The sequence below is a fragment of the Pseudomonas sp. Z2-11 genome (assembly GCF_054161305.1).
The window spans coordinates 3,396,009-3,411,204 of the sequence record NZ_CP096395.1 but is presented as its reverse complement, the minus strand read 5'-3'; the positions used below and the strand labels follow the sequence as shown (position 1 = coordinate 3,411,204).

Here is a 15,196-nt window from a genome sequence, read left to right as displayed (position 1 = left end):
TCCTTCGCAGGCCGCTAAAAGGATTTAAAGAGAGCAGCACCGCACGGGGCAGCGGTGTTGTGATCAGGCGAAAGGGGACGCGCGTGGACTCAGGCTTGGCCAACGAATTCTTGGATGCAGCGTCGGCAGTACAGGATTTTCGAGGGCGGTATTGGAGGTGTATTGCGGTAGGTAATGCCGGTAATAGTTAGACGGTAAGGCTGCTAGTCCTGCATGACCGCAACAGCAGTCGCCGTGCTGCATGACAGGTTTTGACTGAGGCAGCTGCAAGGCATCAATAGCCTTGCCGAGGTCTGCAGGAAGGGCGCTCAAGTCCCCGCCCGAACAAAAGCCACCCCAAAGCATCAGGCGCACGTCCGGCATCTGCATCGCACGACTCATCGGCATGGCGAACAGATTGAGCAGGACTGCCAGACAGGCAATCCAGGGACGGATGCGTTTCAACGAACTCATAAATGAAATCGCCGCGAAGGGGCGGCTATTTAGCCCGCATTAAAGAGTGAAGTAAATTTCCCTGGGGTGCGCTATTTCGCCACAGGTCATATTGGCTCGCAGGGTAGATGTCTGCGTCCAAACAAGACGCCTGCACCAACTGGTAAGCTTGCTCATCAACTTATTGGATGAAGGCTATATCTCTACGCGCACTTCGAACACTGCTTGCCGTTGCCCAATACGGTTCTTTTGTTAGAGCAGCGGACGCCGTGCATCTGACCCAATCAGCGGTCAGCCTTCATGTTCGGTCTTTGGAGGAGGATTTCAATACACGTCTGTTTGACCGCTCACGACGGTTGCCGGTGCTGACGGATGCAGGCCATATTGCCGTTGAGCGCGCGCGAGAAATTCTAGCCTTATACGACGGTATCTCATCCGACATTGGAGGCGAAACTGAGTTGCGCGGCAGGCTTAGAATCGGTGCCATTCATACAGCGCTGGCGAGCGTCTTGCCCCTCGCGCTGTCGGCATTGCGTACTGAGCATCCTCACCTGCGCATCACTGTTGTGTCCGGAATGTCCGCTGAGTTGGTCACGCGCGTGGAGGCGGGCGAGCTTGACGTTGCGATCACCACGGAGCCGATGAAGCCACACCCTTACGGCCTGGCAAGCACGGTACTTTACGAGGAAGGGTTTTGGATCATCGCGCCGGTGTCTCATGCGCATGAGGACTTGAAGCTTCTACTCAAAAGCCAGCCGTTCATTCGATTTGATCGTCGCGCCTGGGCAGGTCGAACGATTGAGCGAGAGCTTCGCGCTATGCGGCTGCGCGTGCAGACCAGCATGGAACTGGATAGCCAGGATGCGATTATCCAGATGGTCTCAAGCGGGCTGGGCGTATCCATCATTCCACTCTCCAAACATCAAGTCGTAAGCCTGACGACACTGGCCGTCGAGCCGTTCGGCATGCCTCAAAAAACCAGGCGCGTGGTATTGCTGGAGCGCGAAGATCGTCCGCTTGGGCGACTGGCGGCAGCCCTGGCGAACGCGGTGAAAGCGCATGTCTTGCACGATAAACCATGAAAAATACTTGTTGATTGCTGAAGTTTAAAACGTTTTTATTTCGGAGTCCGACCTTTTATCGTGGTCCTCGTACAAGTGAGTTCTTGAGGGCACCATGATTACTGGACCTACCGTAGACATGCCGCTGATGAGCCGACTGATTGTGGGATGTGAACCGTCGCCACAAAAAACCAAGGCACGCGTATGACCCTCTCCCTGTTGACTGCCTTGTTGCCCATCGCACTACTGATCGTGCTGGGCGCGTGGCTTAAGCGTCGTCAATTTCTGACGGATACTTTTTGGGCACAGGCAGAGCGCTTGGCGTATTACGTGTTGCTGCCTTCTCTTTTCTTTCACGGACTGGCGACCGCCAACCTTGATGGCGTGCCCTTTCAAAGCATGGTTTCGGTGCTCGTATTCTCGACTGTGGTGGTATCGCTAATGTTGTTGGGCGCGAAGTCGCTGATCACCATGGACGATGCTGCGTTCACTTCGGTTTTTCAGGGTGGGATACGTTTCAATAACTACGTAGGCGTGTCGGCAGCCGCGGGCTTGTTCGGTGTGCAGGGTATAGCCCTGGCAGCGGTCGCGAACGCGGCCATAGTGCCCAGCGTGAACATCCTGTGCGTAATGGTATTCGCGAAGTACGGGTCAGCCGGCAGGATGCCATTTAGCAAAGTCCTCAAGCAGTTGGCATTGAACCCACTGATACTCGCGTGCTTCGCCGGCGGATTGATCCAGATCTCGGGCTGGGGACTGCCTGTCGGTATTGAGCCGATGCTCAAGGCATTGGGACAAGCATCACTGCCGCTCGGATTGCTCTGTGTTGGTGCTGCGCTTGAGTTCGGAAGCATAAGGCAATGGTTTCGCCCGGTAGGTTACTCGTCGCTGACCAAGTTTTTAATCATGCCACTGGTTGCGCTTTGGGCGTGCCACCTATTCGAACTTGAAGGAAAGGCCGCAGTTGCAGCACTTCTATTCCAGGCACTGCCCACAGCCTCATCCTCCTACATCATGGCAAGGCAATTAGGGGGAGACGCCCCCCTTATGGCTGGGATCATCGCTTGCCAGACCATGCTGGCAGGATTAGCACTTCCAGCAGTCATCCTTGTGATGGCCCGGTGGATTTGAGTGTCAGTATTTCGAGGCGATCGCCTACGCGCGTTAGGCACAGCCCATAAAACGCTGTGCCTAACGCAGTCATCATTTGTTCATGGCGGATATCATCTATCAGATGCTGGGCAACAACTTATTCAATACCAAGTCGTCCAAGCAGCCGGAAGCCAATAACTCACTGGCCGCATTGATATCCGGCGCGAAGAAACGATCCTTCTCGTAATAGGCCACTTTACTTCGCAGACTGTTCCGGGCCAGTTCCAGCTTGGGCGACGTCTTCAAGCCGTCACGCAAGTCCAGACCTTGGCAGGCCGCTAGCCACTCCACAGCCAGGATTCCACGGATGTTTTCAGCCATTTTCCACAACCGTTTCCCGGCGGCGGGTGCCATCGATACGTGATCTTCCTGATTTGCGGATGTGGGCAGGCTGTCTACGGAATGGGGGGATCCAGCGCCTTGTTCTCGCTGGCCAGCGCTGCTGTCACCTGAGAAATCATGAAGCCCGAGTTCACGCCGCCATTGGCTACCAGGAACGGCGGCAGTTGTGACATGTGTTTGTCCATCATCAACGAAATCAGGCAGATTGACCGCGGGATGCGGCAGTTTTTCGACAGCATCCGCCAAAACGACGAATACCTTGCCAAAGACCCTCGGATTGCCAACGTTCAGGGATTGAAGAACTATACGGCCGGTGACGCCCCGCAAACGCCTGTGACGAAGGTCGATCGACAGATCCAGGTGGTATTCGACAGTTTCGCAGAAACTCACCCAACCACGGCTTCCATTTCCCTTGGACTCAATGACGGAGGTTTTGCAGGTTGGCCCGATGACCAGACAATGGCCAGCTACGACCCACGGGTGCGACCTTGGTACAAGGCGGCCATGGAAGCCGTACGAGGCTCAACCGTACGGACGGGCGCGTATTACCGGGCGCCCGATGACATGGTGCTGGTCAGCACGGTCCGCACGATCAATGACGCGAGCGGTGCCCCGGTGGGCGTCGTTGGCGTGGACGTATCGCTCAAGCAACTGACTGAATTGGTCAAAGCCATCAAGTTGGGCAAGAGTGGTTACCTGATGTTGGTCGAGGCCAATGGCAATGTCTTGGTCGATCCCGCAAATGCCAAAAACAATTTCAAGCCGTTAGGTGAGCTAGGACCCGGCTATGCCGAATTGGCCAAAAGCGCTGATGGGGTGACTCAAGTCGAGATCGATGGTGTGCCATACATGGTCAACGTCCTGAGTTCCGATGGCCTGGGATGGCGTTTTATTGGCTTGATCAAGCGTGATGAAGTGATGGCCGACGCCATGAGTCTGACCTGGTTGATTGCAGCCATCGCTGTTGCATTGGCCGTGGTGTTCGCCATCGTTGGTGCTGGTTTTGCCAGCGTGATCGTGCGCCCGATTCGTGGCGTGGCTGATGGGTTGCAAGAGATTGCCGAAGGTGAAGGTGACCTTACACGTCAACTCCAAGTACGGGGCAAGGACGAAACTGCGAACCTGGCCGATTGGTTCAATCAGTTCTTAAGTATGATCGCTCAGTTGGTGAAGCGTATCGGCAATGCGTCGTCCGATCTGCAAACCGCTGCCGCCGACACCAACGAAGTCGCCAATAACATGAACCTGGCTGCCGGCCGCCAGCGCGAGGCCGTGGAACTGGTAAGCACCGCTTTCAATGAAATGCTCGCCACAGCCAATGAGGTCGCGCGCTCCTGCAGTGCCGCGACGTCGAGCGTTGACGAAGGCTACCGCGGACGGCCAGAAGGAAATCAGCGAGGCCACCGGCAGCGTGCTCAAGCTCAGTGAGGAGCTGCAGATATCGACCCAGACCATGCAACTGCTCGAGCAAGACAGCAATAACATCAATGCGATTCTCGACACCATTCGCTCGATTGCCGAGCAGACCAACTTGCTGGCGCTCAATGCCGCCATCGAGGCCGCTCGCGCGGGTGATCAAGGGCGTGGCTTTGCAGTGGTCGCGGATGAAGTTTGCGCCCTGGCTCGTCGCACCTCACCGGCGAAATAGACAGCCTACTGGGTAACCTCGCTCGCCGCACCCAGGAAGTCACTCAGCAGATGCAAAGCAGCCTGCAAGCGTCCCAGGCTAGCGTGCAGCGGATCCAGCGGGCCAGCGACAGCTTCGACAAGATCCACGCTTCAGTGGACTCGATTCGCGACCAGAACACCCCAGATCGCCACGGCGGCAGAGGAGCAGCATCAAGTGGCGGAGGAGATCAATCGGCACATTGCGCAGATCCATGCCGATGCGCAGATGGTGGAAGAGTTTGGGCATTCAGCCCATGCCGGATCGGGGCGAATGACGGCCATTTCTGGCCAGCTTCAAGGATTGGTCGGGCGCTTCAAGTTTTAATCTGTACGAACAATGGGCGCTCAATTGCCGCATTAGAGGGTAAGCCCCATGAGCATTGAGCCCAGAGAAAATACAGTGAAAGCCGCCGTCCCTGGCGGTCCCTTCCAACGGGCCATTCAAAGGCTGATCAACGCGGGAAGGACTGCGCTCCGAATCATGATTAGACCTGTCAGGTCGCCAGACCGTGTGCTGCATTCCGTTCGGGGTCGTCAGTACTTCCACTGCACAGCGACTTCCAGACTGCGCGGCTCGCCCCCGTAATACTGGGTGTTGCTCTGGTGGATGAAACAGGCATAGACCTCGTCGGTCAGGTTGCGCAGGCGCGCGCTGACCTGTACGTGTTTGTCCAGATCGTGGGTCATGGACAAACCATAGACAGTGTACGAGAAGGTATTGCGCAATTGGGTGTTGTCGTCCAGCTGGTAGTCGGTGATCGAGCGTATCCAGCGGGTGCGCTGCTCGTAGCGACCGTCCTCGACGTTGTAGTTGTTGAAGCGGTTGCGCTTGTCGATCTGCAGCTTGCCGGTCAGCGGTTGCAGCACCGGCGTGCCCCAGTAGGGGCTGTCTTCCTTCTCCTCCAGGTACTCGATCGCCAGCGTATGGGAGAGTCGGTCGTTGATGTCGCTGAGCAGCGAGAAGGCCAGGTTGCCCGCACCGTTCTCCTGGCGATCTATGTAGCCGTTGCTGCTGGTGCGGCTGTAGTCGAAGCGTTAACCCCAGGCAGAGCGTTCGCCGCGTCTTGAAAGTTGCGCGCGCCGATACGTTCCATCGTCTTGCGATCGGCCACGCTTACAGAGGCGGGATTTTCCCGGGCACTGAGATTCAGGCGCGAGCCGCTTTCGATGGGGGTATCCAGGTCCAGGCGGGTGGCCGGTTTCGGCTGGTCGGCCGAGGCATTGATGTAACTGGTGGGTAAGTTCAGGGCAGTGTCTTGCGCCCACGCGCAGGTGCTGCCCGCGAGCAGCGCTAAAGTGGTCAAGCGAAACATGAAGAGCTTCCTGGCTTAATTCGATGAGCACACACCCCGCCGCGCTTGATGCAGCGGCGGGTGGTGAAGATGTCAGAGCGCGGGAAGCAGGGCGGGGGAGGCGCGAGGATTGATCAAGGGCCATCGCTGCCTGGGTAGGCAACGGGTCGGTTGTGCGGGCAAGGGCTTGGCTGGCTCGCCGGCAAGCAGGGCGAGCAGCCCGAAAAACGCCGCCAGCAGGATCGCACCGAACAGGCTCGCAATGACGCAATCAGCGACGACGGGCAGCAAAGGGGCGGGCACATCTTGCAGGCCCTCGAATATTGCCCCGCCGTCAGTAGAGCAAAACAGTCCGCCGTCCAAACCGCTCAATTGCAAGCCGGCCATTTGTCCATGCCCCATCGCGCACAGCAACGAACCGAATAGGATGCTGAAGTACAGCACCCAGGCAATCATCGATTTTTCGCGGCTGGCCAGCTTCATCAGCAAAGCTCGTTGAGAAGGAACGGTTTATCGGCGAGCGGATTTTACATTTTTTGATCCGTCAGTGAGCTTTTAAACAGTTCGACATACAGGCAACCGCCTGGCTGTCCGGTCTGTCGTCGGTATAAAAACCGTCTCGATTCGGCATCTTTACATCCGCCAAGGTCGATGCATCCACGGTCGCGTTGGCGTCCAGCAGCTTGTTCATGTGCAGGATGTAGCCGGTCACCGCATAGACTTGTTCGTTGGACAATGACTGTGGCGCCTGGAAGGGCATGGCTCTGCGGATGTAGTCGAAAAGCGTCGTTGCATAGGGCCAATAGCTGCCGACTGTCTTGAGCGGTTTGTCAGTAGTCAGGGTTCCTTCGCCGCCCGCCAACGCAGGACCGACGCCGCCCTCCAGTTTCACCCCATGACAGCTGACGCAACTGTTCATGTAGACCTTTTCCCCGTCCGCCACCGTTGCGCGCCCTGGAGGCAAAGCCTTGCCGTCGGGCGCCACGTCGATGTTCCAACTGGCGATCTGCGCTTCGGTAGCCTTGGTGCCCAAACCGTATTGGGATTGTGCCGAGGCATGAGTCAGCGCACAGGCGCACAGCAAACCTATGAATAACGAACCACCTTTAAGCCCGTCCATTGGTCACCTCCCCACTGCTGGACACGCGCCACGGTTGCACCGAGTTGTTGTGGTAGAAAGAGACCTTGCCGCGTTCATCGATCAGCTGTTCCAGCATCGGCTGTACATAGCCGGTCTCGTCGATGGCGCGGCTCATGATCATCAACTCTTGGCCGTTCCATTCGAAAGGCGCCCTGAAGGCGGTCAGCGCCTTGGTCAGAATGGGCTCCTGTAACCTGGCTTGCGTCCAGGTATTGCCGCCATCGACGGAGACATCGACACGGGTGATTTTGCCGTGGCCGCTCCAGGCGATGCCACGCATCTCATGCAGGCCCTTGCGTGTCAGTTTCTGGGTGCCGGAAGGGTAGGTCACCAGTGATTTGCATTCCATGACAAAGGAAAACTTCCGAGCTTTACCGTCGGCCATTAAGTCGGTGTATTTGGCGGTTTCTTCCCGGCTGTAGGCGGGCGCATCGGTGACGTGCAGTCGGCGCAGCCATTTGATGTGGGTGTTGCCCTCATAGCCGGGAACAAACAGGCGCAGCGGGTAGCCCTGTTCCGGCCTTAGACGCTCGCCGTTCTGGCTGTAGACCACCATCACATCGTCCAGGCATTTCTCGATGGGAATGCTGCGCGTCATTGCCGCGCCGTCCGCACCTTCGGCAATGATCCACTTGGCTTGCGGTTTAAGCCCGGTTTCATCCAGCAGTGTCTTCAAGGTAACGCCAGTCCACTCAGCGCAGCTGACTAGGCCACTGACTTCGGCGGCGGTTTTGCCCCACGGAGGTAGAAACGATGGGTTGCCCGAACACTCCATGAAGTGCACTCGCGACACGGCGGGGAACTGGCGTATCTCGTCCACGGTAAAGATCAAGGCGTTTTCGGTGAGGCCGTGAATTACCAACCGATGTTGCGCCGGATCGATTTGTGGGACGCCCGCGTGATGACGCTCATAGAATAGGCCGTTCGGGGTAATGATGCCGTCCAGCTCCTGAAGTGGCGAGGTGCTGTAGGCGGACATCGTGTCCCTCAGGCCGGGATACAGATTCCTGACGGCTTTGGTTTCGAACGTTGAAGGTTTGCCATAAGGGCTTGCCGTCGGGGCGCCAAGACTGCGGGTCCATTGCGGAACTTCAAGGGGCTGGCTCGGATCAAGCGGGGCGATGTTGGTCGTCTCTGCGTTGACCAGGGCGCTATCACCCAGAGCAAAGGCGGCAGTGCCAATAACGGCCCCACTTTTTATCAGGAAATCCCTGCGAGCCAAAGATGTCTGAGACGTGTCTTGCTTGGTGGGGACCATGGATTTTTTTGTCATTGTTGTTCCCTCTGGTTCTTTGTCGGGATGGACCCAACGGCAAGCCTATAGACCGATCGATCGGTCTGTAGGTAGACTAGAACGAAAAACGCGCGTGGTCCAGTCGCAAGGACAACCATCGGTGATGGCGCGTGAATGAGGGGCGAGGGCGGCGGCGCATTTGAGGCGCCGCTGATGACAGTCAAGCCAGGGGTGGCTCAACCTTCAGTCCGGGCAGGAGGGTGTCGCAGAAAAACGTCGCGATGGATTCCGGCGAGCGCGGGCCTCCGGGTTTGATCCACAAGTAGCTGTAATGATGAATACCAAGGATAGCTTTCACGGCCAACGAGTCCGATGTGCGGAAGGTCCCCTCGCTCACGCCGGCCTTGAGGATATGCGACCAGAGCTTTTCATACTGTCGGTGCAGATCGAGCAGCTCGGTCTGGCGCTCGCCAATGACGGAATACACTTCGCGGAAACACACCGTCATTTCGGCCAGGTGGGTGACAATCGTGCGCATCACGATGGCCGAGAAGTGGCGAAATTTATCTTCCGCAGCCAAATCGCTCTCGCACAGGGGCGTGCCTTCTGCGATGAGCACCCGTAGATACCGGCTGGTGATTTCGAACAGCAGTTCTTCCTTGCTGCCGATGTGGTAATACAGCGCGCCGCGAGCCAGTCCAGTGGCTTTTTCCAACTCAGCCATGCCGGTCGCGTGAAACCCGCGCGTCGAAAACAACTGCGCAGCGATCTTCAGTATCCGCTCCTTGGTGCTTGGTTCAGCAGGTTCAGCAGCGACGACGGCGTTCTTTTTTCCCATGGGTCAATTCCAACCGGTTGAGCGTCAATCATACCCATGCGTGCGCGCTGAAGGATACAGACGGGAGAAGCTCATCCTATAGTCGCAGGAAGATAGTTGTATTGACCGAATCGGTACAGGGACGTCTATAAGCCCACCGTAGTTGAACGTGTTTCAAAGGGCGTGGTGGCGTCGAGAGTTCTGAGTGCCTACCCAGGCATTGGGATCGACCATGACAATGAGCAAACACTTCACTCGGGCGTTCAAATCGTCAGCATCGGCAAGATTGATAGCGATGACCTGTTTCGCCATGTTCGCCTTTGCCGCGAGCTTGCTGCTGTGCCGCCTGGCGCTTAAACACCGACTTCGATGCCGCGGGTTTCAGTATTGTCCGGCTGGCCAGCGGGGCCGTGGTGTTATGGCTGATGTGTACCTTGAGACGGTCCTCAACAACGATCAAAGGCAGTTGGAAGGGGCGCAGCTTTGTTCGTTTACGTTTTCGCTTTTTTCTTGGCGTACCGTCATTTGGAGACCGGGACGGGCGCGTTGCTGCTGTTTGGGGCGATTCAACTGAGCATGGCTCTGTACGGCATGCTCAAAGGCAAGCGGATGCACACGCAGGCAATCGCTGGATTTGTATTGGCGCTTGCTGGCTTGGTCAGCCTGCTGCTTCCAGGCGCAGCCGCCCCTGACCCCGCTAGCGCGCTCACAGTGCTGTTGTCGGGATTGACATGGGGAGTTTATTTACTGCTTGGTAAAGGTGTCGGTGATCCTCTGGCGGTCACTGCCGGAAACTTCATCCGCTCCATTCCGCTGGTCCTGATGGCAAGCTTACCGTTTCTGGCGAGGCTGCGTTGGGACTCGCTGGGGGTACTTTATGGCGTTTTTTCCGGAGCGCTGGCGTCAGGCGTCGGCTACGCGGTCTGGTACGTCGCGGTGCGTCATCTTGCCTCGTTTCAAGCCGCGACGGTGCAACTGAGCGTGCCCATTCTAGCTTCGTTGGCGGGCATCGTTTTTCTGGGAGAAAGCCTGAGCGTAAGAATGGTGTTGGCATCCGTCGCTGTACTGGGCGGCGTTGCGTTGGTGCTGGATGGCAAGCATGGCAGAGCCACAGGCAGCTAGAGGCTCCGCTCGCTCAATCATGTGCGCCTGGGCGTGCCTGAATTTGTTCGCTCAACCACTTAAGGACTGGACTGGTGCCGCCCAGTCATAAGGCCCGCCAATCCATGCTCCTTGTCCCGTCAGATACCGCCGAACAGACAAAGCTCACCCTTGAGGTGGTGCTGCGCTATCACATGGCCTGGAAGCACCGCGACCTGGAGGCGATACTCGCGCTCTATCACCCACAAGTGGCCAATGGATACATCCACAACGGGACCAAGGCTGGGAAATTGAAGGGTGTAATGTCCGCTACCACACCGATGGGTTGGAAGTGAGACCAGGCATCGATACTCGGGCCTGCGTTGCGGCTGAACTTGCCCTTGAGAATTTCAGGGCAATTTCGGCTTCATTGGGTGTGCTGAGTTCAGGTGAGCTGAAAATCCGATTTTTTCAACAGAATCGGCCAATAGTTGTCGATCGAGCAAGCCCGCGTATAAAAGGATAGACCGCCGGGTGAATCATTCAAAATTGACATGTTCCTTGCAATATAACTTTCGGTAAACGGCAGGCGTCATACCGACCTTGCGTATGAAAAGACGGCGCATGTAGGCGCTGTCCTTGAAGCCGCAACGTTGCGCAATGACCGCGATCGATGAGTCGTTTCTCAAAAGCATTCGCTCCGCTGCCGTGATTCGCTGGCGATGAATCGCCTCTGTGATGGTGACGCCGAATGCCTGGCGAAATACCCGTCCAAGGTAGTCGGCATTGCAACGAAGCAATTCAGCGAGCGACGACGCGCCAAGCTCATCCCCGAACCGGATGCCAATCTGTTGTCGGGCACGGTAGGCCAAGGCCATGCCTCGCTCGGCAATGCCCGTTTTCTCCTGATGACGGGACAGCCGCTGCAGCATCAGGAGCACTAGCAGCCCTAAGGTTTCAGGCGGTGCGCCATCTTCCTGTTCACCGAGAAAAAGCCTGAGCAGGGCCACGAATCGCTCAGGCTCTGTCACTGCAGTTCGGCGTCGCACCACAAAGGACCCGCTCTCCGGAGCGGTAGTGTGCGCCAGCTCGAAATGCAACCAGTAGAAACGCAATGCGGGGTCATAATCAGTGATTCCTTCATGCAATTGTCCGGGTTGCAGCAGTAGGGTTTCGCCTGCACCCAACACGAAGTCTTCGTCTTGCTCGCGCAAAGCAAGACTGCCCTTGTCCACGTAAATCAACTCGTAAGAGTCGATGACCCTTCGCGGATGCCGACCCACCCCGCGCGAAATGAAATAGCCGCCGTTCTGCGCCACGATTGGACTTGCGAATTTCAAAGCCAACATAAGAACGCTCTCCAATAGCCAACTGACGTACTTACCGTGTAAACCTTCAAGGAAAGTCGGAATCGTCCCGCTCTTCTACCGTTTAGCTCTCTTGAGGAGAGGCTCGAGCAGGTGCCACCATACTGACCACACGGACTGCGTTTTCAAGCGCAATACCGTCCAAACGCCTGTTATGCAGCCAGGCGCTAATAATTACAAGAATTGGAGAGCATTGCATGACTACGTCAGCCTTGGCGTCCGCGGTTGCGGCCTCGACGCAATCGCAGCCTACAACATTATCCCGCTCGGAAAAATTTGGGTATGGCTTGGGTGATGCGGGAGGCACGATCATCACCTGCTTGATTGCCAACTTCCTCACGTTCTTCTACACCGACGTCTTTGGACTGACCCCTGCCGTTGTGGGCACGTTATTTCTGTTGTTGCGCGTCGTGGACGCCGTCGCTGACCCCTTAATGGGCGCCATCGCCGACCGCACCAATAGCCGTTTCGGGCGTTTTCGCCCTTGGCAACTCTGGGCTGCCTTGCCTATAGGCTTGGCTGGCATTCTTACCTTCAGCACGCCTGAGTTGAGCGTTACGGCCAAGATCGCCTACGCCTTTATCACCTACCTAATACTGTCGCTGAGCTACAGCGCAATCAACGTACCGTACTGCGCGCTGATCAGCACCATGACCAAGGACCATCAGGACGTCATGTCTTGCCAGACCTGGCGCTTCATGCTCTGTGGCGTCTCCGGTTTCCTGGTGTCGGTGGGGCTGCCGTGGATGGTCGACATGCTTGGGCAGGGCGACATCGCAAAAGGTTACCACTGGGGCGTGACGATACTCTGTGGCGTGGCCGTGGCCATGTTTCTATGGTGCTTCTTCAGCGTGCGCGAACGCATCACGCTGACCGAACTGGGTACCTTCAGCCTACGCCAGCACTTGGCGGGCATGCGCCAGAACGATCAACTGATGTTGATGCTGGCGTTGTCATTTCTATTGATTAACGTGCTCAATATTCGCGGCGGCGGTTATCTGTATTTCATTACCTATGTCTTGCACGGCGATACGGCCTATACGTCGCTGTTTTTCGGCATGGTGGCTGTGGCGACCATTCTGGGAGCCTTTCTAGTGCCGATTTTGTCGCGCGGCATCGATCCATTGAAACTGTACCTAGGGATCAACCTATGCTTGGCGCTCTGGAGCGCCGGGCTCTATTTTGTCCCAGCCTCCGAAAACCAAGCAGGTCTGTGGCTAGCGTTGATATTCATCACGTGCCTCATCCAGGGCATGACATTACCTTTGCATTTTTCCTTCATGGCCTTCGCCGATGATTATGGTCGCTGGAAAACCGGAATTCGCTCGTCGGGCATGAACTTCGCGGCCAATCTGTTCTGCATCAAGTTGGCGTGGGCCTCCGGCGCCTTGGTTATCAGCATTCTCTTCACCCTAGTGGCCTACCAGCCGGGCCAGGCTGCGCAGACCCCCGCCTCCCTGGGTGGCATTACTCTGCTGCAAACCCTGATTCCCGCCGCATTTCATCTGCTGCTGGCCGCAGTGCTGGCTTACTGCAAGTTGGATCGAACTTTACTAAAACGCATATCCGCAGAATTGAAGACTGTTTGATCCCAAAGGAAAATATTTCATGTCTGATTACAACAACAGCATCGGCAACACACGTGCACAAGTCGTGGATGGCTTTTGGACGACCTACCAGAAGTTGGTCAGGGACGTCGTGATTCCCTACCAATGGGACGCGTTGAATGATCGCATTGATGAAGCCGAGCCTAGTCATGCGATCGAGAACTTCCGTATCGCGGCGGGTCGGCAACAAGGAGAACACCATGGCATGGTGTTTCAGGACAGTGATGTCACCAAGTGGATCGAGGCGGTCGCCTATCAATTGAGTGGGGCCGGCGATTCAATTTATGAGGCGATCGTTGACGAGGTGGTCGAGCTCATCGGTGCCGCACAGCAGGAAGACGGTTACCTCAATACCTATTTCACAGTCAAGGCGCCGGCAGACCGCTGGTCCAACCTGGCCGAATGTCACGAATTGTACTGTGCCGGGCACTTGATCGAAGCAGCGGTAGCCTATTACCAGGCCACAGGGAAAACTGCGTTGTTGGAAATCGCGAGACGGTTGACCGACCACATCGATCACGTCTTCGGTCCGGCACCGGGCCAATTGCGAGGTTACCCCGGTCATCCTGAGATCGAATTGGCGTTGACGCGTCTCTACGAGGTCACGAACGAGGAGCGTTATTTGCATCTGTGCCGTTTTTTCGTGGAGGAGCGTGGGCGGACACCTCACTTCTATGATGAGGAATATGCACGCCGAGGACACACCTTCTACTGGCACAGCCACGGGCCCGCGTGGATGATCAAAGACAGGGCCTACAGCCAGGCGCATGAGCCCATCGTCCAGCAGACAAAAGCGGTGGGGCACGCGGTTCGCTTGCTTTACCTTTATACGGGGGTCGCCCATCTGGCGCGACTGAGTAACGATACGCAACAGGCCGCGGCCTGCCATCGCATCTGGGACAACCTGACTCAGCGCCAGATGTACGTGACCGGCGGCGTCGGCGCGCAAAGCCATGGCGAGGCCCTTGCCAGCGATTATGATCTGCCCAGCGACACCGCTTATGCCGAGAGCTGCGCCTCGATTGCCCTGGTAATGTTCGCCCGGCGCATGCTTGAGCTGACGCCAGAAGCGCGCTACGCCGACGTCATGGAGCGCGCACTGTACAACACGGTACTCGCCGGCATGGCCCTGGACGGTCGGCACTTTTTCTACGTCAATCCCCTTGAAGTGCACCCGTCGGATTTGGCGGGCAACCATCTCTACGATCACGTCAAAGCGGTACGCCAACGCTGGTTTGGCTGCGCCTGCTGCCCGCCGAATATTGCACGCATCCTGGGCGCGCTGGATCAGTACATCTACCTTCTGCGCCAGGACGTCCTCTATGTGAACCTGTATATAGGCAGCGATTTGCGGTTTGAGGTTGCTGGTAAGACTTGGCATCTGCAACAGCGTGGCAACTATCCTTGGCAGGGAAAAATCAGCTTCACCCTCAGGGGGCATGAAAGCGTAAGCCTAACCCTGGCCCTGCGTATGCCGGACTGGTGTGCTGCTCCGGAGGTTTGGGTAAACGGCGAACGGTTCGAGTCAGAGGCGTCGATGCTTGCGGGCTACTTGCGAGTAGAACGAGAGTGGAGTGAGGGGGATCGAGTCGATGTGATCCTGCCGATGTCACCTGTGCGACTCAGGGCCCATCCCGCCGTACGCAAATTAGCCGGCAAGGTCGCCGTGCAACGCGGTCCGATAGTTTATTGCCTGGAACAGGCTGACAACGGTACGGAGCTGCATCAATTGGCATTGGCGCAAACGGCTGTTTTCACTGAGGTCGATGGCCAGGGCGCGCTGGAGGGGATGGTGCAACTTAAAACTGAAGGGCTACGATTAGCGACGATTGATCCAGAGCAGCCGCAAAGCTTGTATAGCCAGGCCGCTGCCCCGAGGCCGAGTGCGCAGACGTTGACCTTCACGCCTTATTTCGCTTGGGCCAATCGGGGAGAAGGCGAAATGCGGGTCTGGGTGGACGAGCGATAGCCGCGCCAACGCGGATTACTAACAGTGGTCCGGA

General features: G+C 57.0%; 13 protein-coding genes and 5 pseudogenes. 9 read left to right on the top strand and 9 right to left on the bottom strand.

Annotated features, from left to right (window positions below; genetic code table 11):
* Window positions 1–63: 63 nt before the first annotated feature.
* The gene (locus tag M1E16_RS15015; RefSeq protein ID WP_458127712.1) at window positions 64–453 is read right to left on the bottom strand and encodes a DUF2946 domain-containing protein; all 390 of its coding nucleotides are present in this window, start codon (window positions 451–453) and stop codon (window positions 64–66) included.
* 176 nt (window positions 454–629) lie between these two features.
* On the opposite strand from M1E16_RS15015, the gene M1E16_RS15010 reads away from it, so the two are divergent.
* Both M1E16_RS15010 and M1E16_RS15005 read left to right on the top strand, forming a co-directional pair.
* Entirely contained in the window at window positions 630–1,514 is an 885-nt protein-coding gene (locus M1E16_RS15010; RefSeq protein WP_458130333.1) for a LysR substrate-binding domain-containing protein, read from the top strand.
* A 183-nt stretch (window positions 1,515–1,697) separates the two neighbouring features.
* Entirely contained in the window at window positions 1,698–2,624 is a 927-nt protein-coding gene (locus M1E16_RS15005) for an AEC family transporter (protein ID WP_458127711.1), read from the top strand.
* Window positions 2,625–2,723: 99 nt separating this feature from the next.
* Here M1E16_RS15005 and M1E16_RS15000 read toward each other — a convergent pair.
* Window positions 2,724–3,184 (bottom strand): annotated as a pseudogene (locus tag M1E16_RS15000) (aromatic amino acid lyase); the annotation flags it as partial.
* Between M1E16_RS15000 and M1E16_RS14995 the strand changes: the two are divergent.
* From M1E16_RS14995 to M1E16_RS14985, 3 genes and pseudogenes are all read left to right on the top strand, one after another.
* Window positions 3,105–4,415 (top strand): methyl-accepting chemotaxis protein, encoded by a 1,311-nt coding sequence (locus M1E16_RS14995; RefSeq protein WP_458127710.1) that lies wholly within the window; start codon window positions 3,105–3,107, stop codon window positions 4,413–4,415. The pseudogene M1E16_RS15000 and the gene M1E16_RS14995 sit on opposite strands and share 80 nt — an antisense overlap.
* Window positions 4,306–4,628, top strand: a pseudogene (locus M1E16_RS14990) (methyl-accepting chemotaxis protein); the annotation flags it as partial. The gene M1E16_RS14995 and the pseudogene M1E16_RS14990, both read left to right, overlap by 110 nt.
* A gap of 202 nt (window positions 4,629–4,830) precedes the next feature.
* Window positions 4,831–4,980, top strand: coding sequence for a hypothetical protein (locus M1E16_RS14985; RefSeq protein ID WP_458130381.1), 150 nt, complete (start codon window positions 4,831–4,833; stop codon window positions 4,978–4,980).
* Between the two features lie 386 nt (window positions 4,981–5,366).
* Here M1E16_RS14985 and M1E16_RS14980 read toward each other — a convergent pair.
* From M1E16_RS14980 to M1E16_RS14960, 5 genes and pseudogenes are all read right to left on the bottom strand, one after another.
* A pseudogene (locus tag M1E16_RS14980) lies at window positions 5,367–5,968 on the bottom strand (TonB-dependent receptor plug domain-containing protein); the annotation flags it as partial.
* A 72-nt stretch (window positions 5,969–6,040) separates the two neighbouring features.
* The gene (locus M1E16_RS14975) at window positions 6,041–6,430 is read right to left on the bottom strand and encodes a DUF2946 family protein (RefSeq protein WP_458127709.1); all 390 of its coding nucleotides are present in this window, start codon (window positions 6,428–6,430) and stop codon (window positions 6,041–6,043) included.
* 61 nt (window positions 6,431–6,491) lie between these two features.
* On the bottom strand, window positions 6,492–7,067 hold the full coding sequence (locus M1E16_RS14970; RefSeq protein WP_458127708.1) for a c-type cytochrome: 576 nt from the start codon (window positions 7,065–7,067) through the stop codon (window positions 6,492–6,494).
* Window positions 7,054–8,361 carry a sulfite dehydrogenase gene (gene soxC / locus M1E16_RS14965; RefSeq protein ID WP_458127707.1) on the bottom strand — a complete coding sequence of 436 codons (1,308 nt, stop codon included), beginning with the start codon at window positions 8,359–8,361 and terminating at the stop codon, window positions 7,054–7,056. Before soxC ends, M1E16_RS14970 begins: the two co-directional genes overlap by 14 nt.
* 181 nt (window positions 8,362–8,542) lie before the next feature.
* Window positions 8,543–9,160: a TetR family transcriptional regulator gene (locus tag M1E16_RS14960; protein WP_458127706.1), complete on the bottom strand. Its 618-nt coding sequence runs from the start codon at window positions 9,158–9,160 to the stop codon at window positions 8,543–8,545.
* Between the two features lie 462 nt (window positions 9,161–9,622).
* Between M1E16_RS14960 and M1E16_RS14955 the strand changes: the two genes are divergently transcribed.
* Together M1E16_RS14955 and M1E16_RS14950 are read left to right on the top strand one after the other, a co-directional pair.
* Window positions 9,623–10,261: a DMT family transporter gene (locus M1E16_RS14955; protein ID WP_458127705.1), complete on the top strand. Its 639-nt coding sequence runs from the start codon at window positions 9,623–9,625 to the stop codon at window positions 10,259–10,261.
* 104 nt (window positions 10,262–10,365) lie between these two features.
* Window positions 10,366–10,491 (top strand): annotated as a pseudogene (locus tag M1E16_RS14950) (DUF4440 domain-containing protein); the annotation flags it as partial.
* Here M1E16_RS14950 and M1E16_RS14945 read toward each other — a convergent pair.
* Window positions 10,482–10,634 (bottom strand): annotated as a pseudogene (locus M1E16_RS14945) (aldehyde dehydrogenase family protein); the annotation flags it as partial. The pseudogenes M1E16_RS14950 and M1E16_RS14945 overlap by 10 nt on opposite strands.
* A 124-nt stretch (window positions 10,635–10,758) precedes the next feature.
* On the bottom strand, window positions 10,759–11,568 hold the full coding sequence (locus M1E16_RS14940) for a helix-turn-helix transcriptional regulator (RefSeq protein ID WP_122306078.1): 810 nt from the start codon (window positions 11,566–11,568) through the stop codon (window positions 10,759–10,761).
* Window positions 11,569–11,783: 215 nt separating this feature from the next.
* On the opposite strand from M1E16_RS14940, the gene M1E16_RS14935 reads away from it, so the two are divergent.
* Window positions 11,784–13,175 (top strand): MFS transporter, encoded by a 1,392-nt coding sequence (locus tag M1E16_RS14935; RefSeq protein WP_458127704.1) that lies wholly within the window; start codon window positions 11,784–11,786, stop codon window positions 13,173–13,175.
* A gap of 19 nt (window positions 13,176–13,194) precedes the next feature.
* Window positions 13,195–15,162, top strand: a complete 1,968-nt coding sequence (locus tag M1E16_RS14930) for a glycoside hydrolase family 127 protein (protein WP_458127703.1) — start codon at window positions 13,195–13,197, stop codon at window positions 15,160–15,162.
* Window positions 15,163–15,196: the final 34 nt, after the last annotated feature.